17 protein-coding genes are annotated in these 20,007 nt (G+C 58.7%); 1 reads left to right on the forward strand and 16 read right to left on the reverse strand.

Annotation, left to right across the window (positions count from 1 at the left end; all coding sequences use genetic code 11):
• Window positions 1-166: 166 nt before the first annotated feature.
• The 8 genes from rpoS to CKW18_RS14095 all read right to left on the reverse strand — a co-directional run bounded on the left by rpoS (window position 167) and on the right by CKW18_RS14095 (window position 7,385).
• Window positions 167-1,177, reverse strand: coding sequence for an RNA polymerase sigma factor RpoS (gene rpoS / locus CKW18_RS14060; protein ID WP_095189344.1), 1,011 nt, complete (start codon window positions 1,175-1,177; stop codon window positions 167-169).
• 106 nt (window positions 1,178-1,283) lie between these two features.
• On the reverse strand, window positions 1,284-2,162 hold the full coding sequence (locus CKW18_RS14065) for a peptidoglycan DD-metalloendopeptidase family protein (RefSeq protein ID WP_095189345.1): 879 nt from the start codon (window positions 2,160-2,162) through the stop codon (window positions 1,284-1,286).
• 212 nt (window positions 2,163-2,374) lie between these two features.
• The gene (locus CKW18_RS14070) at window positions 2,375-3,010 is read right to left on the reverse strand and encodes a protein-L-isoaspartate(D-aspartate) O-methyltransferase (RefSeq protein ID WP_170947254.1); all 636 of its coding nucleotides are present in this window, start codon (window positions 3,008-3,010) and stop codon (window positions 2,375-2,377) included.
• A 41-nt stretch (window positions 3,011-3,051) separates the two neighbouring features.
• The gene (surE, locus tag CKW18_RS14075) at window positions 3,052-3,801 is read right to left on the reverse strand and encodes a 5'/3'-nucleotidase SurE (protein ID WP_095189346.1); all 750 of its coding nucleotides are present in this window, start codon (window positions 3,799-3,801) and stop codon (window positions 3,052-3,054) included.
• Entirely contained in the window at window positions 3,789-4,847 is a 1,059-nt protein-coding gene (gene truD / locus CKW18_RS14080; protein WP_095189347.1) for a tRNA pseudouridine(13) synthase TruD, read from the reverse strand. The genes surE and truD overlap by 13 nt, the downstream gene beginning before the upstream one ends.
• Window positions 4,844-5,317: a 2-C-methyl-D-erythritol 2,4-cyclodiphosphate synthase gene (gene ispF / locus CKW18_RS14085; RefSeq protein WP_095189348.1), complete on the reverse strand. Its 474-nt coding sequence runs from the start codon at window positions 5,315-5,317 to the stop codon at window positions 4,844-4,846. Before ispF ends, truD begins: the two co-directional genes overlap by 4 nt.
• 44 nt (window positions 5,318-5,361) lie before the next feature.
• A complete protein-coding gene (fghA, locus tag CKW18_RS14090; RefSeq protein ID WP_095189349.1) occupies window positions 5,362-6,207 on the reverse strand; it encodes an S-formylglutathione hydrolase in 846 nt (281 codons plus the stop codon).
• A 65-nt stretch (window positions 6,208-6,272) separates the two neighbouring features.
• Window positions 6,273-7,385: an S-(hydroxymethyl)glutathione dehydrogenase/class III alcohol dehydrogenase gene (locus CKW18_RS14095; protein ID WP_008081726.1), complete on the reverse strand. Its 1,113-nt coding sequence runs from the start codon at window positions 7,383-7,385 to the stop codon at window positions 6,273-6,275.
• Window positions 7,386-7,501: 116 nt separating this feature from the next.
• Between CKW18_RS14095 and CKW18_RS14100 the strand changes: the two genes are divergently transcribed.
• Entirely contained in the window at window positions 7,502-8,398 is an 897-nt protein-coding gene (locus tag CKW18_RS14100; RefSeq protein WP_095189350.1) for a LysR substrate-binding domain-containing protein, read from the forward strand.
• Between the two features lie 142 nt (window positions 8,399-8,540).
• Here the strand turns inward: CKW18_RS14100 and ispD are convergent, their stop codons facing one another.
• From ispD to dnaE, 8 genes are all read right to left on the reverse strand, one after another.
• The gene (gene ispD, locus CKW18_RS14105) at window positions 8,541-9,248 is read right to left on the reverse strand and encodes a 2-C-methyl-D-erythritol 4-phosphate cytidylyltransferase (protein WP_095189351.1); all 708 of its coding nucleotides are present in this window, start codon (window positions 9,246-9,248) and stop codon (window positions 8,541-8,543) included.
• Window positions 9,245-9,523 carry a cell division protein FtsB gene (ftsB, locus tag CKW18_RS14110; RefSeq protein ID WP_095189352.1) on the reverse strand — a complete coding sequence of 93 codons (279 nt, stop codon included), beginning with the start codon at window positions 9,521-9,523 and terminating at the stop codon, window positions 9,245-9,247. Before ftsB ends, ispD begins: the two co-directional genes overlap by 4 nt.
• A gap of 167 nt (window positions 9,524-9,690) precedes the next feature.
• Window positions 9,691-10,980 carry a phosphopyruvate hydratase gene (gene eno, locus CKW18_RS14115; protein ID WP_093436567.1) on the reverse strand — a complete coding sequence of 430 codons (1,290 nt, stop codon included), beginning with the start codon at window positions 10,978-10,980 and terminating at the stop codon, window positions 9,691-9,693.
• A gap of 156 nt (window positions 10,981-11,136) precedes the next feature.
• Window positions 11,137-11,982, reverse strand: coding sequence for a 3-deoxy-8-phosphooctulonate synthase (kdsA, locus tag CKW18_RS14120; protein WP_095189353.1), 846 nt, complete (start codon window positions 11,980-11,982; stop codon window positions 11,137-11,139).
• A 5-nt stretch (window positions 11,983-11,987) separates the two neighbouring features.
• Window positions 11,988-13,619, reverse strand: a complete 1,632-nt coding sequence (locus CKW18_RS14125; RefSeq protein WP_095189354.1) for a CTP synthase — start codon at window positions 13,617-13,619, stop codon at window positions 11,988-11,990.
• A gap of 274 nt (window positions 13,620-13,893) precedes the next feature.
• On the reverse strand, window positions 13,894-15,222 hold the full coding sequence (gene tilS, locus CKW18_RS14130) for a tRNA lysidine(34) synthetase TilS (protein ID WP_095189355.1): 1,329 nt from the start codon (window positions 15,220-15,222) through the stop codon (window positions 13,894-13,896).
• A gap of 131 nt (window positions 15,223-15,353) precedes the next feature.
• On the reverse strand, window positions 15,354-16,301 hold the full coding sequence (locus tag CKW18_RS14135; RefSeq protein ID WP_042557889.1) for an acetyl-CoA carboxylase carboxyltransferase subunit alpha: 948 nt from the start codon (window positions 16,299-16,301) through the stop codon (window positions 15,354-15,356).
• Window positions 16,302-16,440: 139 nt separating this feature from the next.
• The gene (gene dnaE / locus CKW18_RS14140; protein WP_095189356.1) at window positions 16,441-19,962 is read right to left on the reverse strand and encodes a DNA polymerase III subunit alpha; all 3,522 of its coding nucleotides are present in this window, start codon (window positions 19,960-19,962) and stop codon (window positions 16,441-16,443) included.
• Window positions 19,963-20,007: the final 45 nt, after the last annotated feature.

A 20,007-nucleotide genomic window follows, 5' to 3' on the forward strand; every position in this document is an offset into this window, starting at 1 on the left:
TTGAAAAGGTCGCCGAGGTCGAGCAAGTCCTGTTGAACAGACATAAAAAATCCGATGCCAGAGATCTGACATCGGATTTTCGAAGAAGCCCGGCGAGGATTCAAATGCTTAAGTGAACAGCATTACGAACCAGTCGGGGCTTTTTGCGGGCGGTCGTTTGAGGCGCTTACTGGAACAGCGACTCGCTCGACAGGCCATTCTTCTCGAGAATTTCCCGCAGGCGCTTGAGGCCTTCCACCTGGATCTGTCTCACCCGTTCGCGGGTCAGGCCGATCTCCAGGCCAACATCTTCCAGCGTGCTGCTCTCGTGGCCGCGCAGGCCGAAGCGGCGAATCACCACCTCACGCTGCTTGTCGGTCAGCTCCGACAGCCATTGATCGATGCTCTGTGACAGGTCGTCATCCTGCAGCAGTTCGCATGGATCTGTCGGACGATCATCAGTAAGGGTGTCCAGCAGGGTTTTATCCGAATCCGGACCCAGCGAGACGTCGACCGAAGAAACCCGCTCGTTCAGGCCGAGCATGCGCTTGACCTCGCCAACCGGCTTTTCCAGCAGGTTGGCGATTTCTTCGGGTGAAGGTTCGTGGTCGAGCTTTTGGGTCAGCTCCCGTGCAGCCCGCAGGTACACGTTGAGTTCCTTGACCACATGAATCGGCAACCGGATGGTCCGGGTTTGATTCATGATTGCGCGCTCGATGGTCTGACGAATCCACCAGGTCGCGTAAGTCGAGAAGCGAAAGCCGCGCTCGGGATCGAACTTTTCCACTGCGCGGATCAAGCCGAGGTTGCCCTCTTCGATCAGATCCAGCAACGACAGCCCCCGATTGACGTAACGCCGGGCGATTTTGACCACCAGCCGCAGGTTACTTTCAATCATGCGCTTGCGCCCGGCAGGATCGCCACTTTGCGACAAGCGCGCAAAATGAACTTCTTCCTCCGGAGAGAGCAGTGGGGAAAAGCCGATTTCGTTGAGATACAACTGCGTGGCATCAAGTGCCCGCGTGTAATCGATGTACTTATGTTGTTTAAGTGAAGCGGAGTGTTTGGATTTGGAACGAACGGAAGGTGGAGCAGCCCCTTCATCATTCGACATCGAAGATTCCGAATCGATGCCGGCCTCCGTAAGGAGAACCTCATCGTCGATGTCAAACTCCGGCACTTCTTTACTGAGAGCCATTGTTATAGTCCTTTGGTGAGTCCGACCCCAAGCTCAAGCGACGCCTCTATCCTTGGCAGCGCTGGAGCCTGTCCCCTCTACGCGACGGAACAGGCTGGCTTACAAATCAACGTCTTGGCAGGAACTGCAGCGGATCTACAGGTTTACCTTGTCGGCGAATCTCAAAATGCAGTTTCACCCGGTCTGTACCCGTTGACCCCATTTCGGCAATTGTCTGTCCGACCTTGACCTGCTGTCCCTCCCGAACCAACAGCCGACGGTTGTGACCGTAAGCACTTACGTAGGTTTCGCTGTGTTTGATGATGACTAATTCGCCGTAGCCCCTTAAGCCACTCCCGGCGTATACCACCGTCCCATCAGACGCAGCTAAAACAGGCTGTCCCAAATCTCCGGCGATATCAATTCCTTTATTCAAACTACCGTTTGAAGAGAATTTTCCAATGAGAATGCCATTAGATGGCCATCCCCAGCCCGTCGGGGCCGGGCCTGCCGGCGGCAGTGATGCGGGTGCGGATTTGCTGGCGACGGACGGTACCGCTGTCGCAGAACCGGCCCCGGAGCCCGTCACAGTGGTGGTCGTCGTGCCATTCGCCTGGCGCCGGATTACTGTGGTTTTACTCGACGAGGACGGTGAGGAACTGCTGTTGCTCACCACCGCCGTTGGCGTTGAACCGGTACGGCCATCGAAGCGAATTGTCTGACCCGGATGGATCGTATATGGCGTAGGAATATTGTTCCTGGCCGCGAGGGCTTTGTAGTCCCAGCCGTAGCGAAACGCGATGGAAAACATCGTATCGCCCGGACGGACTACGTACTGTCCGGTCGTAACTGTAGGACGTTGCGCGACCGCATTGCGATCGACCACCCTGACGTTGCTCGATTTGGTGCTGGAGCAACCGACCAGCAAGGTGCTCAAGACGAGGCCAGTCACCAGGCGCTGAAAGCTCGTGTTACCCATACGCTGCGCAATGACTGTGAGACTCACCCGCCGCTCCCTTTGTGGTGGCTGAAAAATATGGCATGCCGGATGTCGGCATACGGTGTTGCAAGTATAACGGGCCGAACCGGCTTTACCCTTAATGAAGCGAATTCGTTCCGCGCACACGTTTGCAAGCTGTCAATCTGCTGCGTTTAATTCCTTGCTGCCGGTGTAAGACCCAAGCTGTTGAAAGGAATTCAGCGCCGCCAAACAAATGCTCAGGCCAGTGGACCGTTAAGCAAAGGCACAAACCGAACAGCGCCCAGAACGTGTCGGGAAAAACCGTTCTCTTCACGCACAATCAACATCAGTTGCTGCACTTCTCCCGAGCCGACCGGAATCACCAGACGCCCGCCCGGAGCCAATTGATCGAGCAAGGCCTGTGGCACATCAGTGGCCACCGCGGTGACGATGATGCCGTTATAAGGCGCCAGCGCCGGCCAGCCTTCCCAGCCATCGCCCCAACGAAACACCACGTTGCGCAGATTCAGCTCGACCAGACGCTCCTTGGCGCGATCCTGCAGCACTTTGATGCGCTCAACCGAAAACACCCGTTCCACCAGTTGCGACAACACCGCCGTCTGGTAACCGGAACCGGTGCCGATTTCCAACACTTTATCCAGCGGCCCCGCTTCCAGCAGCAGCTCGCTCATGCGCGCCACCATATAAGGCTGGGAGATGGTCTGGTTGTGTCCGATCGGTAGTGCCGTGTCTTCATAAGCACGGTGTGCCAGCGCTTCGTCGACGAACAGGTGACGCGGCGTGCGGCGGATCACTTCCAGCACCTTGGCGTTGGACAGACCCTCTTCGTACAGACGCTGGATCAGTCGCTCTCGCGTGCGCTGGGACGTCATACCGATGCCGCTGCGCATTCTGTCTTCGTGTTCACGAGCCATCAGCGTAGCCCCTCCAGCCAGCCATCGAGACTTCTGAAGGCATCGTTGAAGGTGCGATCGAGCTGCAAAGGCGTGATCGAAACATAACCCTGCATCACCGCATGAAAGTCCGTGCCCGGCCCGCCATCTTCGGCATCGCCGGCAGCCGCAATCCAGTAACCGGCCTTGCCGCGCGGGTCGACCACTTTCATCGGCGCCGCCGCCCGGGCACGGTGGCCAAGTCGGGTCAGCTGAATGCCGCGAATGTGGTCGATTGGCAGATTGGGAATGTTCACGTTGAGCACCGTGCGCGGTGGCAGATCGAGCCCGGCATGGGCCTCGACCAGCTTGCGCGCAAAGTAAGCTGCCGTGGAAAGATTATCCACCTGGCGTGAGACCAGCGAAAAGGCGAACGACGGACGCTCAAGAAAGCGTCCTTCAAGGGCGGCCGCCACTGTCCCGGAATACAACACATCATCGCCAAGATTGGCGCCGAGGTTGATACCGGAAACGACCATGTCCGGCTCGCGCTCCAGCAACCCGTTAAGGCCCAGGTGCACGCAGTCGGTCGGTGTGCCGTTGAGGCTGATGAAGCCGTTGGCCAGGTATTGCGGGTGCAACGGACGGTCGAGCGTCAGCGAACTGCTGGCGCCGCTTTTGTCCTGCTCCGGGGCGATAACCACGCACTCGGTGTAATCCGCCAGCGCAGCATAAAGCGCGGCGAGACCGGGTGCGGTTACCCCATCGTCGTTAGAAATCAGAATACGCATGGGCTGTCCGTCTGCCCCACCGGCACCAGATCAACGAGTTCGCGCACCAATACGGTGGCGAAGCATCCGGCCGGGAGGACGAATTCCAGTTGCAGAATGTCAGGCTGGGGATAATGCCACGTCAACCCGCCAATGGGCAGCCGCAGGATGCGACGTTCGTGGCTCATGCCGGCGTGAATCAACCAATCACGCAGATCCGCTTCACGGGCGGCGATCCCCTGCTCCAGATCATGGACAGCGCCAGCGGCCGGGGAGTCACCTTCGCCCCATTGCGGGCCGGTCGGATGCAGATCGAGAATCGCCAGGCGTGGATCGCTGCATTCGGCTTCACCGGCCGGGAAAAAGCTGCGGCTATCGGTGAATGCCAGCAGATCGCCGACCTGTGCTGTATGCCAGGTGCCATCGGCCACCCGTGCCGCCAGCACCTGATTGAACAGAAAGCTGCGTGCCGTCGACAACAGACGCGAACGCACATTGCGCTGTTCCGGCAAGGCCTTGCGCGCCGCCCACGAGCGAGCATCAACGACGTTGCCACCGTCATGGCCGAAACGCTGGGCGCCGAAATAATTGGGAATGCCTTGTTTGGCGACCAATTGCAAACGCGCTTCGAGCGCAGCCTTGTCGCCATTGAACTGGGTCAGGCGCAGAGTGAAACCATTCGCCGAATGCGCGCCGCGTTGCAGCTTACGTTTATGGCGAGTGGTCTTGAGAATTTTCAGCGTGTCGTTTTCCGCCGCGGACAGATCCGGGTCAGCCTTGCCCGGCAGTTGCACGCTGAACCACTGACGCGTCAGCGCCTGACGATCCTTCAGACCGGCGTAACTGACCGTACGCAATGGCACGCCGGCAGCCTTGGCGATGCGCCGCGCAGCTTCTTCAGTATTGAGGCCGCGCTTTTCCACCCAGATCCACAGATGTTCGCCATCGCCGCTGAACGGAATATCAAGGACTTCATCGACCTGAAAATCTTCAGCGATGGCTTTCAGTACTGCGGTGCCGAGGGGTTCGCCATAGGCCCGCGGGCCGAGCAGTTGCAGTTCATTCATGCGCGCAGCAACAAGGCAACGGAGTGTACGGCGATGCCCTCTTCGCGACCGACAAAGCCAAGCTTTTCAGTGGTGGTAGCTTTCACGTTCACTTGATCCAACTCAACTTGAAGATCCGCGGCGATCAGTGCGCGCATCGATTCGATATGCGGGGCCATTTTCGGCGCCTGGGCGACGATGGTGTTATCGACGTTGCCGACTTTCCAGCCTTTGGTGTGGATCAGCCCGACCACATGGCGCAACAAGGCACGACTGTCGGCCCCCTTGAATTGCGGGTCGGTGTCCGGAAAGTGTTTGCCGATATCACCCAACGCAGCGGCGCCGAGCAAGGCATCGCTCAAGGCGTGCAGCAGGACGTCACCGTCGGAATGAGCGAGCAGCCCGAAGCTGTGTGCAATTCGCACGCCGCCCAGAGTAATGAAATCGCCTTCAGCGAAACGGTGCACATCATAGCCGTGGCCAATACGCATAAAAAAAACGCCCCGATTTTTGTCAGGGCGTGATTCTACCTGCATTAGGCCCGAAGGGCGCGTGCGTGATGCTGCAAGTGGTCGTCTATGAAGCTTGAGATGAAGAAATAGCTGTGGTCGTAGCCCGGTTGCAGGCGCAGCGTCAGCGGATGGCCCGCTTGTTTTGCCGCTTGTTGCAAGGCTTCGGGCTTGAGCTGGGTGGCAAGGAAGTCGTCGCGATCACCCTGATCGACCAGCAGCGGCAGTTTTTCATCAGCCTCGGCGATCAGCGCGCAGGCATCCCATTCACGCCACTTCGAACGGTCTTCGCCCAAGTAACGGGAAAAAGCCTTTTGGCCCCACGGGCAATCCATCGGATTGTTGATCGGCGAAAACGCCGACACCGACTGGTAACGCCCCGGATTGCGCAGCGCACAGACCAGCGCACCGTGACCGCCCATGGAGTGACCGCTGATGCTGCGCTTATCGGAGGCCGGGAAATGCGCTTCAACCAGTGAAGGCAATTCCTGCACGACATAGTCATGCATCCGATAGTGCCGCGACCAGGGTTCCTGCGTGGCATTCAGATAAAACCCGGCACCGAGGCCAAAATCCCACGCCCCGTCCGGATCACCTGGCACATCAGGACCACGCGGGCTGGTGTCCGGCGCCACGATGATCAAGCCCAGTTCGGCGGCCATGCGCATCGCGCCAGCCTTCTGCATGAAGTTTTCATCGGTGCAGGTCAGACCCGACAGCCAGTACAGCACCGGCAGCTTGCCGCCCTGCTCCGCCTGTGGCGGCAGATACACGGCGAACACCATGTCGCAGCCGAGCACGTCAGAGCGGTGGCGATAACGCTTGTGCCAACCGCCGAAACTTTTCTGACAGGAGATGTTTTCCAGACTCATGTAAAGACTCCTACGCGACCAGAACTGCAAGCCTTCAAGACTTGCAGCCATGGCGTCGCGATTGATCAGAAATGAATGACGGTACGGATGCTCTTGCCTTCGTGCATCAAGTCGAACGCCTTGTTGATGTCTTCCAGGCCCATGGTGTGGGTGATGAACGTATCCAGCGGGATTTCGCCGCTCTGCGCCATGTCGACGTAGCTTGGCAACTCGGTACGACCACGCACGCCACCGAACGCCGAACCGCGCCAGACGCGACCGGTGACCAACTGGAATGGACGGGTGGAAATTTCCTGACCCGCGCCGGCAACACCGATGATGACCGACTCACCCCAGCCTTTATGGCAGCACTCAAGCGCTGCGCGCATCAGTTGCACGTTGCCGATGCATTCGAAGGAGAAGTCGACGCCGCCATCGGTCATGTCGACGATCACTTCCTGGATCGGACGATCGAAGTCTTTCGGGTTCACGCAGTCGGTGGCACCGAGTTGCTTGGCGATTTCGAATTTGGCCGGGTTGATGTCGATGGCGATGATGCGTGCGGCCTTGGCTTTCACCGCGCCAATCACCGCAGACAGGCCAATGCCGCCCAAGCCGAAGATCGCCACGGTGTCACCCGGTTTGACTTTGGCAGTGTTCAAGACTGCGCCAATACCGGTGGTGACACCGCAACCGAGCAGGCAGACCTTTTCCAGCGGTGCGTCTTTAGAGATTTTAGCGACGGAGATTTCCGGCAGCACGGTGTATTCCGAGAAGGTCGACGTACCCATGTAGTGGAAAATCGTTTCGCCCTTGTAGGAAAAGCGCGAAGTGCCATCTGGCATCAAACCCTTGCCCTGAGTCGCACGAATCGCCTGACACAGGTTGGTCTTGCCCGACTTACAGAATTTGCACTGGCCGCATTCCGGGGTGTACAGCGGAATCACGTGATCGCCGACGGCAACCGAAGTCACGCCTTCGCCGATGGCTTCGACGATTGCGCCACCTTCGTGGCCGAGGATCGACGGGAAGATGCCTTCCGGGTCAGCGCCGGACAGGGTGTATGCGTCGGTGTGGCAAACGCCGGAAGCCACCACACGCAGCAACACTTCCCCGGCCTTGGGCATGGCCACATCGACTTCTACGATTTCCAGCGGCTTCTTGGCCTCGAAGGCAACGGCGGCGCGCGACTTGATCATGTTGACTCTCCAGTGAATCCATTGAATAAAAAAGCAGACAAGGAGTGTAATACATGGCCTAACGATGAATAATTCGGGCAAAAGCAAAACATTATTGCCATACAGGGATAATCCCGATGTCCGAAAATCGCTGGGAAGGCATCGACGAGTTCGTCGCCGTCGCCGAATGCAGCCAATTCACCGCCGCCGCCGAACGACTTGGGGTTTCTTCCTCGCACATCAGTCGACAAATCGTACGACTGGAAGAGCGTTTGCAGACACGACTGCTTTATCGCAGCACCCGCCGGGTCACGCTGACCGAGGCCGGGCAGACGTTTCTGCAACATTGCCAGCGCTTGCAGGATGGTCGAGAAGAAGCCTTGCGCGCCGTCGGCGATCTGACCAGTGAACCGAAAGGCATGCTGCGCATGACCTGCGCCGTCGCCTATGGCGAGCGTTTTATCGTGCCGCTGGTGACGCGGTTCATGGGCCTGTACCCACAACTGCGCATTGATATCGAATTGAGCAATCGCCAACTCGATCTGGTGCATGAGGGGCTGGACCTGGCGATCCGACTGGGTCGATTGCAGGATTCGCGATTGGTCGCCACGCGTTTGGCGCCACGGCGCATGTATCTGTGCGCATCGCCGTCCTACGTCGAACGGTACGGTCGCCCACATAGCTTGTCGGAACTGAGTCGTCACAATTGCCTGATCGGTAGCTCTGACATCTGGCAACTTGAGCAAAACGGCCGGGAATTTTCCCAACGGGTGCAGGGAAACTGGCGTTGTAACAGTGGGCAAGCGGTGCTGGATGCAGCGCTACAGGGCGTCGGGCTGTGTCAGTTGCCGGATTATTACGTGCTGGAGCATTTGCACAGCGGGGCGTTGATATCGTTGCTGGAGGCGCATCAACCGCTGAATACCGCGGTGTGGGCGCTGTATCCGCAGCAGCGGCACTTGTCGCCAAAGGTGCGCAAACTGGTGGATTTTCTCAAGGAAGGCTTGGCCGAGCGGCCGGAGTATCGAAGCTGAATTATGCGTTGCCTAGGCGATCGCTTTCGCGAGCAGGCTCGCTCCCACAGGGATCTTCAGTGGATACAAGATTCGTGTTCGGCGTAATTCAAAGGTGGGAGCGAGCCTGCTCGCGAAGGCAATCTGACAAGCGCCACAACACTCAGCGGCGATTAGCCCAACGCTGCCGCAACCACTCCAGGTCTTCTGGCCGCGTAACCTTGAGGTTATCCGCGCGCCCTTGGATCAGTCGCGGTTTCAGCCCCGCCCATTCCATCGCCGAGCCTTCATCGGTGATCACAGCATCCGCCACCAGACTGTCCGCCAACGCCCGATGCAATGCACCGAGGCGGAACATCTGCGGCGTATAGGCCTGCCAGATCACACTGCGATCCACGGTCTCGACCACGCGACCGTTTTTGTCGACCCGTTTCAGCGTGTCGCGCGCAGGGACGGCAAGCAAGCCGCCGACCGGATCATCCGCCAGCTCATCAAGCAACTTGTCGAGATCATCGCGACTCAGGTTCGGCCGTGCCGCATCGTGCACCAGCACCCAATCTTCGTCATCAGCACCCTGCGCATGCAAATGCAGCAAAGCGTTGAGCACCGACCCCGACCGCTCGGCGCCGCCCTCGACCCGCTGAATACGCGAATCAGTGGCGCATGCCAGGTTCGGCCAATAAGGATCATCAACCGCAAGACTGACCACCAACCCTTTCAGGCTTGGGTGATCGAGGAAACAGCCGAGGCTGTGTTCGAGAATTGTGCGCCCGCCCAGTTGCAGGTATTGCTTGGGACGGTCCGCGGCCATACGGGCACCGACGCCCGCAGCAGGAATCACGGCCCAGAAGGCCGGCAGGGAATTGATCATTGGGCCAACTGGTAAAGGGTTTCACCGTCCTTGACCATGCCCAACTCATGACGAGCCCGCTCTTCAACGGTCTCCATGCCTTTCTTCAGTTCGCTGACTTCAGCGTCCATCACCCGGTTGCGCTCCAGCAGGCCCTCGTTCTCGGCATGTTGCTCAGCAATCTGCTGATTCAGCTCGGCGACTTGCGCCAGACTGCCATTGCCCACCCACAGGCGGTATTGCAGACCGGCCAGCAGCAAGAGCAAAACGAGAAACAACCAGTAAGGACTGCGCATCGAATATCAGGTATCCAGTGAAAAAAGACAGCCACGCCAAAACATGAAACGTCTGATAGCACGAAGCCTGGAAGATCCAGGCTTGTGCTGTTAAGGCATCAGATTAGTGGCAAATCCATCGCTGTCACGACTTTTCCGACACAATCCGGTGTCTTTTTACCATTTACTTAGCCGCGGAACTCGGAACGACCGTTGTACTTGGCCTTGCCATTCAACTGCTCTTCGATACGCAGCAGTTGGTTGTACTTGGAAACGCGGTCGGAACGGCACAGCGAACCGGTCTTGATCTGGCCAGCCGAAGTGCCCACAGCCAGGTCGGCAATGGTCGAATCTTCGGTTTCGCCGGAACGGTGCGAGATCACGGCGGTGTAACCGGCAGCCTTGGCCATCTGGATGGCTTCCAGAGTTTCGGTCAGGGTGCCGATCTGGTTGAACTTGATCAAAATCGAGTTGGCGATCTTTTTATCGATGCCTTCTTTGAGGATCTTGGTGTTGGTTACGAACAGGTCGTCGCCAACCAGCTGAGTCTTCTCGCCGATCTTGTCGGTGAGGATCTTCCAGCCAGCCCAGTCGGACTCGTCCAGACCGTCTTCGATCGAGATGATCGGATAACGCTCGGTCAGACCTTTGAGGTAGTCGGCGAAACCTTCAGCGGTGAACACCTGGCCTTCGCCGGACAGGTTGTACTTACCGTCTTCGTAGAACTCGCTGGCCGCGCAGTCCAGGGCCAGGGTCACGTCGGTGCCCAGCTTGTAACCGGCGTTGGCCACAGCTTCGGAGATCACTTTCAGCGCGTCTTCGTTGGACGCCAGGTTCGGTGCGAAACCGCCTTCGTCGCCAACGGCGGTGCTCAGGCCACGGGCCTTCAGCACAGCTTTGAGGTGATGGAAAATCTCGGTGCCCATGCGCAGACCTTCCGAGAAAGACTTGGCGCCAACCGGCTGAACCATGAATTCCTGGATGTCGACGTTGTTATCGGCGTGCTCGCCACCGTTGATGATGTTCATCATCGGAACCGGCATCGAGTACACACCCGGGGTGCCGTTCAGATTGGCGATGTGTGCGTACAGCGGCAGGTCCTGATCCTGTGCAGCAGCCTTGGCCGCAGCCAGGGACACAGCGAGGATGGCGTTGGCGCCCAGGGTCGCTTTGTTTTCAGTACCGTCGAGCTTGATCATCGCGTGATCCAGGGCTTTCTGGTCGCTTGGGTCGGTACCCAGCAGCAGATCGCGGATCGGACCGTTGATGTTGGCTACCGCTTTGAGCACGCCCTTGCCCAGGTAACGGCTCTTGTCGCCATCACGCAGCTCGAGCGCTTCACGCGAGCCAGTGGATGCACCGGACGGCGCGCATGCGCTGCCGATGATGCCGTTGTCGAGAAGCACGTCCGCTTCCACGGTGGGATTGCCACGGGAGTCGAGAACTTCACGACCTTTGATGTCGACGATTTTTGCCATTGTTGTAAACACTCCAAAGTTGACGAAAACGACGCAGCTAGAGGAAATCTTTTTACCGTCGGCAAGGGGTGTACGGCGGGCAGCTTGCAGACGATAACGCTCATGCCCGAGGGCATGAGCGACAAATCGTGCGGTACTTTACCGGAGAATTGAGGTTTACGCGGTTTCTACCGTCGGAAAACTCTTTACCAGTTCGTCCAGGGCTTTGAGCTGGGCCAGGAATGGCTCCAGTTTGTCCAGACGCAAGGCGCAAGGGCCATCGCATTTGGCGTTGTCCGGATCCGGATGCGCTTCGAGAAACAGACCCGCCAGGCCTTGGCTCATGCCGGCCTTGGCCAGATCCAGAACCTGCGCACGGCGACCGCCGGCGGAGTCGGAACGACCGCCAGGCATTTGCAGCGAGTGAGTCACGTCGAAGAAAACCGGGTATTCGAACTGCTTCATGATGCCGAAGCCGAGCATGTCGACCACGAGGTTGTTGTAGCCGAAGCTCGAACCACGCTCGCAGAGGATCAATTGATCGTTACCCGCTTCAACGCACTTGTTCAGGATGTGTTTCATTTCCTGAGGCGCGAGGAACTGGGCTTTCTTGATGTTGATCACCGCGTTGGTCTTGGCCATCGCGACGACCAGATCGGTCTGGCGCGACAGGAAGGCCGGCAGCTGGATGATGTCGCAGACCTCAGCGACGACCGCGGCCTGTTCAGGCTCGTGGACGTCGGTGATGATCGGCACGCCGAAGGCTTGTTTGATGTCCTGGAAGATGCGCATGCCCTCTTCCAGGCCAGGACCGCGATAAGAGGCCACAGAAGACCGGTTGGCCTTGTCGAAACTGGCCTTGAACACGTAAGGGATGCCGAGTTTTTCGGTGACCTTCACGTACTCTTCGCAAACCTGCATGGCCATGTCACGGCTTTCCAGCACGTTCATGCCGCCGAACAACACCATGGGTTTGTCGTTGGCAATTTCGATGTCGCCGACGCGGATGATCTTCTGTGCCATCGGGGTTACGCCTTCTTCTGGTGTTGAGCCAACGCTGCTTTGACAAAACCGCTGAACAGCGGATGGCCATCACGTGGTGTCGAGGTGAACTCAGGGTGGAACTGGCAAGCGACGAACCATGGGTGATCCGGCGCTTCGACCACTTCAACCAGCGCAGCATCAGCAGAGCGACCGGAGATTTTCAGGCCGGCTTCGATGATTTGTGGCAGCAGGTTGTTGTTCACTTCGTAACGGTGACGGTGACGCTCGACGATCACGTCCTTGCCGTAGCAATCGTGCACTTTGGAACCGGCTTCGAGCAGGCAATCCTGAGCGCCAAGGCGCATGGTGCCGCCCAGATCGGACGATTCGGTACGCACTTCAACGGCGCCGGTGGCGTCTTCCCACTCGGTGATCAGACCGACAACCGGGTGACCGCTGGCGCGATCGAACTCGGTGGAGTTGGCGTCTTTCCAGCCCATCACGTTACGGGCGAACTCGATGACCGCCACTTGCATGCCGAGGCAGATACCCAGGTATGGCACCTTGTTCTCACGAGCGTACTGAACGGCAGTGATCTTGCCTTCCACGCCACGCAGACCGAAGCCGCCCGGTACCAGAATCGCGTCGACACCTTCGAGCAGCGCAGTGCCCTGGTTTTCGATGTCTTCGGAGTCGATGTAACGCAGGTTGACCTTGGTACGGTTGCTGATGCCGGCGTGACTCATCGCTTCGATCAGCGACTTGTACGCGTCCAGCAGCTCCATGTACTTGCCGACCATCGCGATGGTGACTTCGTGTTCCGGGTTCAGCTTGGCGTCAACCACCGCTTCCCACTCGGACAGGTCAGCGCTGCCGCATTGCAGGCCAAAGCGCTCGACAACAAAATCGTCCAGACCTTGCGAATGCAGGATGCCCGGGATCTTGTAGATGGTATCGGCGTCTTCCAGCGCGATCACCGCACGTTCTTCAACGTTGGTGAATTGCGCGATCTTGCGACGCGACGAAACGTCGATCGGGTGATCGGAACGGCAGACCAGCACGTCTGGCTGCAGGCCAATCGAACGCAGTTCCTTGACGGAGTGCTGGGTGGGCTTGGTTTTTGTTTCGCCGGCAGTGGCGATGTACGGAACCAGGGTCAAGTGCATCAGCATCGCGCGCTTGGCGCCGACTTCGAAACGCAATTGACGGATGGCTTCGAGGAACGGTTGCGACTCGATGTCACCGACGGTGCCACCGATCTCGACCATTGCCACGTCAGCGTCACCAGCACCCTTGATGATGCGGCGCTTGATTTCGTCGGTGATGTGCGGGATCACCTGGATGGTTGCACCCAGATAGTCACCACGGCGCTCTTTGCGCAGCACGTGCTCGTAGACACGGCCAGTGGTGAAGTTGTTGTTCTGGGTCATGGTCGTGCGGATGAACCGCTCGTAGTGACCCAGGTCCAGGTCGGTCTCGGCGCCGTCATGGGTGACGAACACTTCACCGTGCTGGAACGGGCTCATGGTGCCCGGGTCGACGTTGATGTACGGATCCAGCTTAAGCATGGTGACTTTAAGCCCCCGCGCCTCCAGGATGGCCGCCAATGAAGCCGAGGCAATGCCTTTCCCCAATGAAGAAACAACACCGCCCGTGACGAATATGTAGCGCGTCATGAAAAACCCTAGAAGTCTGCGTTAAAGCGGTACGAGCCGCCGGGGAAAGCGAAGGAAGGCCGAAGCCCCCGATCACCTGCATTAATCACAGTGCACCTTTCAAAAAAACCGCCGCGTTGGGACAGACCGGCAGATGAAACACCGGTACGTTGCTCGCTACACATTTTTTGGAATCGCCCAGCAAAGACTGCTTGGTAATCGGCAACTCCTGCAATTCAGGCGAATCCACAGAAGTTGTATCAAGAAGGGAGCGTAGTCTACCGGAATGCCCCTTTCATCTCAAACCTTGATCTTCGTCTGTTGGCTGCCAATGCAATTTCCACTCGCCCTGCGCGTGGCCATCAAGGCCCGGCAGGTTCGCTACCGCGAGCAATTCTTCGCCGCGAAACAGCAGCGGCAATCTGCCACGCACGAACCCCGGCACCGCGCGCTCATTGAGCAGCCGCTTGAGATCACGATGACCGCGATCGGCCAGATGCATCACTTCGCCGCCCTGCCGATAGGCAATGCGCAACGGCCCGTCGGGAGTCTGCCCGCTGAACATGACACACCCGTTATTCGGCAAGCGTAGCGGTGACGCCGGGGTCTGCCACTGGCCACCGATCACCGGCGTGTGCAGCCAGTCGCCGCTGAGCCACCACAGACGACCGGCGCTACGGTGCAACTCGCCATCGGCCAGACGCCAGACTGGTGTCGCATCGTGGGCGGCGTCGCACAGATCTGACCAACCCGACCAATGGTCAGTGTCCGGCAGCCGTGTCAGCGGCTCGAGCCAGTGGCTGAGCGCATTGCGCTGACGCGCGGCAGACAGCGCCGCCAGCGGCGCCAACTCAAGTGATCGCAACCCCAGCCATTCGAATTCATGACGAGTGTCGGCCTGGGCCAGGTCTATTTGTGCCAGCTCATCAACCAAGCCTTGCGCTTCGCGAAGATGCGCGGCACTGCGCGCCATGCTCGCCTGTGCTTGCGGCCAGCGCCCGGTGAGCAGCGGCATGACTTGATGACGCAGGTAGTTGCGCGAGAACTGCGCATCCTGATTCGAAGGATCTTCGATCCAGCGCAATTGATGCGCTTGAGCGTAGGCTTCCAGCGCTGCTCGACTGACATCGAGCAGCGGCCGAACCATAGCGCCCTGCCCTAACGAACGCTGCGCCGGCATCCCCGAAAGACCGCGCACGCCAGCACCGCGCATCAGGCGAAACAAAAGTGTTTCTGCCTGATCATCCCGATGCTGGCCTGTCAGCAAAATCTCATCGACTTGCGTCACCGAACTGAACACCGCGTAACGCGCATCCCGCGCCGCCCGCTCCAGACTCGCCCCCGGTTGCACCTTGACCCGCTCCACTTGTAACGGAACCCCCAGCCCATCGCAGACAGACTGGCAATGTTCTGGCCACGCATCAGCCGCAGCCTGAAGGCCATGGTGGATGTGGATGGCACTTAGCGCTGGAAGGGATTGTTTTTTTGCAAGATGGGCGAGCAGATGCAGCAGGACAGTGGAATCGAGACCGCCGGAGAAAGCGATGCGCCAATGAGCGGCATTGCGCCAAGGCTCAAGACTCAGCAGAAGCCTTGCAGGCAAATCAATCGATGATCGATCCATATCTTTCTCTTTGCCCAAATCAAATGTGGGAGCGAGCCTGCTCGCGATAGCGGTGTAACAGCCAACACATTGGTTGAATGTTACCCCCTCTTCGCGAGCAGGCTCGCTCCCACATGGGTATTGCGCTCGACTTAGAGACCGTAGCTCATCAGTCGATCGTAACGGCGCTTCAACAGCGCTTCGTTATCGAACTTCTTCAGCATTGCCAGTTGCGAACTCAGCTCCGCACGAATCGAAGCAGCAGCGGCTGCCGGATCACGGTGGGCGCCGCCCAGAGGCTCGCCAATCACCTTGTCGACAATGCCCAGGCCTTTCAGACGCTCGGCAGTAATGCCCATCGCTTCAGCAGCATCCGGTGCTTTTTCGGCGGTTTTCCACAGAATCGAAGCACAACCTTCCGGCGAGATCACCGCGTAGGTCGAGTACTGCAGCATGTTCAACTGATCGCAGACACCGATTGCCAATGCACCGCCGGAACCACCTTCACCGATTACGGTGGCGATGATCGGGGTCTTCAGGCGCGACATCACACGCAGGTTCCAGGCGATCGCTTCGCTCTGGTTACGCTCTTCAGCGTCGATGCCAGGGTAAGCACCCGGGGTGTCGATGAAGGTCAGGATCGGCATTTTGAAACGCTCGGCCATCTCCATCAGACGGCAAGCCTTGCGGTAGCCTTCCGGACGCGGCATGCCGAAGTTGCGACGTACCTTCTCACGCACTTCGCGGCCCTTCTGGTGACCGATGATCATCACCGGCTGGTCGTCCAGACGGGCGATGCCGCCAACGATCGCAGCGTCGTCGGAGAAGTGACGGTCGCCGTGCAGCTCGTCGAACTCGGTGAAGATGTGTTCGATATAGTCCAGGGTGTACGGGCGTTTAGGGTGACGCGCCAGGCGTGCGATCTGCCAGCTGGTCAGCTTGCCGAAGATGTCTTCGGTCAGCGTTTTGCTCTTGTCTTGCAGGCGGGAGATCTCATCGCCGATATTCAGCGAATTGTCATTACCGACCAAGCGCAACTCTTCGATCTTGGCTTGCAGGTCGGCGATCGGCTGTTCGAAATCTAGAAAATTCGGGTTCATAGGCGTCCGTCTTGGGTCGTGTCCCAAATGAGCTTGGGCCGGCCGGTTGTCTATTCGCGCCCTACCTTAAGGGAGAGGCGCGCTGAGGTCGAGATTAAAAATTCAGGTTGTGGACAAGTGCAATGATGGCACTTGCCGGTCAACGGTATTGGAGGAAGACGTTGTCTCGCCCGAACTGGTCACGCAGGGCTTGAATCAAGGCATCCGCCGGGTCGATCCGCCAGGTCTCGCCAAACTGCAGCAAGGTCTTCGCATCAGGGCTGGTGTACTCCATGGTGATCGGGCACGCCCCGCGATGACGCTTGAGCAAATCACCCAACCAGCGTAGCTGATCGCCTTTGAGATCCTGGGTCTGCAACTTCAGACGCAGGCTCTCGGCGAGGTTGGTGCGCGCATCTTCCATGCTCATCACGCGCTTGACCCGCAGACGCAGGCCGCCGGAGAAGTCATCGTTACTGACCTCCCCCTCAACCACCACCATCGCGTCGGTCTGCAACAGCGCCTGCGCGGAATGGAACGCTTCGGCAAACAGCGACGCCTCGATCCGCCCAGAGCGGTCGTCGAGGGTGATGAAGCCCATCTTGTCGCCCTTCTTGTTCTTCATCACCCGCAGCGCGATGATCATCCCCGCCACGGTCTGCGTATCACGGGCCGGTTTCAGGTCGATGATGCGCTGACGGGCGAAACGGCGGATCTCGCCTTCGTATTCGTCAATCGGGTGACCGGTCAGGTACAGGCCCAACGTGTCTTTTTCACCCTTGAGACGTTCCTTGAGGGTCAGTTCCTTGGCCTTGCGATGAGTCGCATAAACGTCGGCATCTTCCTCGACGAACAGCCCACCAAACAGATCGGCATGGCCGCTATCGTGGGTGCGAGCAGTCTGCTCGGCAGCCTTGATCGCCTCTTCCATCGCCGCCAGCAGCACCGCGCGGTTGCGGTCGATGTTGGCCTGATAAGCCTTTTGCTCGTCGTGGAAGTAAGGCCCCAGACGATCCAGCGCACCGCTGCGGATCAAACCGTCGAGCGTGCGCTTGTTGATACGCTTGAGGTCGACCCGCGCGCAGAAGTCGAACAAATCCTTGAACGGGCCTTCCTGACGCGCCTCGGTGATCGCTTCCACCGGGCCTTCGCCAACGCCTTTGATCGCGCCGAGGCCATACACAATGCGGCCGTCGTCGTTCACCGTGAACTTGAACTCCGAAGTGTTCACGTCCGGCGCGTCGAGGCGCAGCTTCATCGTGCGCACTTCCTCGATCAAGGTCACGACCTTGTCGGTGTTGTGCATATCCGCAGAAAGTACCGCAGCCATGAACGGTGCCGGGTAGTGAGCTTTCAGCCAGGCGGTCTGGTACGAGACCAGGCCGTAGGCGGCGGAGTGGGATTTGTTGAAGCCGTAACCGGCGAATTTTTCCACCAGGTCGAAGATGTTACCGGCGAGGTCGGCGTCGATATTGTTGGTCGCGCAACCTTCAATGAAACCGCCGCGCTGCTTGGCCATTTCCTCGGGTTTTTTCTTACCCATCGCCCGACGCAGCATGTCCGCACCACCGAGGGTGTAACCGGCCATGACCTGAGCAATCTGCATCACCTGTTCCTGATACAGGATGATGCCGTAAGTCGGCGCCAATACGGGCTTGAGGCCTTCGTACTGGTAGTCCGAGTGCGGATACGCCAGTTCGGCGCGACCGTGCTTACGGTTGATGAAGTCGTCCACCATGCCCGATTGCAGCGGGCCCGGACGGAACAGGGCCACCAGTGCGATCAAGTCTTCCAGGCAGTCGGGCTTGAGCTTTTTGATCAGCTCTTTCATACCGCGCGATTCAAGCTGGAACACCGCAGTCGTTTCAGCTTTTTGCAGCAACTGGTAGGTCGGTTTGTCATCCAGCGGGATGAACGCGATATCCAGCGGCGGTTCGTCGACCTTGGCGCGGTCGCGGTTAATGGTTTTCAGCGCCCAGTCGATGATCGTCAGGGTCCGCAGACCAAGGAAGTCGAACTTCACCAGGCCGGCGGCCTCAACGTCATCCTTGTCGAACTGGGTTACCAGACCGTCACCGGCCTCGTCGCAATAGATTGGCGAGAAGTCGGTCAGCTTGGTTGGCGCGATAACCACACCACCGGCGTGCTTGCCGACGTTACGCACAACGCCTTCGAGCTTGCGTGCCATCTCCCAGATTTCCGCCGCCTCTTCATCGACCTTGATGAAGTCGCGCAGGATTTCTTCCTGTTCGTAAGCCTTTTCCAGGGTCATGCCGACTTCGAACGGAATCATCTTCGACAGACGATCCGCCAGACCGTAGGACTTGCCCTGCACCCGCGCCACATCTCGCACCACAGCCTTCGCGGCCATGGAACCGAAAGTGATGATCTGGCTTACCGCGTTGCGGCCGTATTTCTCGGCCACATAGTCGATCACCCGGTCGCGACCGTCCATGCAGAAGTCGACGTCGAAGTCGGGCATCGAGACCCGCTCCGGGTTAAGGAAACGTTCGAACAGCAGGTCGTATTCCAGCGGATCGAGGTCGGTGATCTTCTGGACGTAAGCCACCAGCGATCCGGCACCCGATCCACGGCCAGGGCCTACCGGCACACCGTTGTTCTTGGCCCACTGGATGAAGTCCATCACGATCAGGAAGTAACCGGGGAAGCCCATCTGGATGATGATATCCAGCTCGAAATTCAACCGATCAACGTAGACCTGACGCTTGGCTTCGTAATCTTCAGTGGTGTCCTTGGGCAGCAGAACCGCGAGCCGCTCTTCCAGACCGTCGAAGGACACCTTGCGGAAATACTCGTCGATGGTCATGCCATCGGGAATCGGGAAGTTGGGCAAAAAGTGCGTGCCCAGCTTCACCTCGATGTTGCAGCGCTTGGCGATCTCGACAGTGTTTTCGATCGCGTCGGGGATGTCGCTGAACAGCTCAGCCATTTCCTCGGCACTTTTCAGGTATTGCTGGTCGCTGTAATTCTTCGAACGCCGCGGATCGTCGAGGGCACGGCCCTCACCGATGCAAACGCGGGTTTCGTGAGCGGCGAAGTCTTCCTGCTTGATGAAGCGCACATCGTTGGTCGCCACCAGCGGCGCGCCCAGCTTGTCGGCCAGGGCCACGGCGCCGTGCAATTGTTCTTCATCGTTGGGGCGGTTGGTGCGCTGGATTTCCAGATAGAAACGATCCGGGAACACCGTCATCCATTCGCGTGTCAGGGCTTCGGCTTCGGCCGGGTTGCCACCGATCAGCGCCATGCCGATCTCGCCTTCTTTGGCGGCGGACAGCATGATCAGGCCTTCGTTGGCCTCGGCGACCCACTCGCGCTCGATGATGATCATGCCGTTACGCTGACCTTCAATGAAGCCGCGCGAGATCAACTCGGTGAGATTGCGATAGCCCTTGGCGTTCATGACCAACAGGCTGATGCGGCTCAGCGGAGCATCAGGATCCTTGTTCGACAGCCACAGGTCGGCGCCGCAGATTGGCTTGATGCCCGCGCCCATGGTGTTTTTATAGAATTTGACCAGGGAACACATGTTGTTCTGATCGGTGACCGCCACGGCCGGCATGTTCATGGCGGTCAGCGCCTTGACCAGCGGCTTGATCCGCACCAGCCCGTCGACCAGGGAGTATTCAGTGTGCAGGCGTAGATGAACGAATGAAGCCGGCATAGTGATCCTGTCCAGTTACATAGAGACAACAAGGCCCGGATTGTA

The sequence above is a fragment of the Pseudomonas sp. Irchel 3E19 genome, assembly GCF_900187585.1.
In the GTDB taxonomy this organism is placed as follows: Bacteria; Pseudomonadota; Gammaproteobacteria; order Pseudomonadales; family Pseudomonadaceae; genus Aquipseudomonas; species Aquipseudomonas baetica.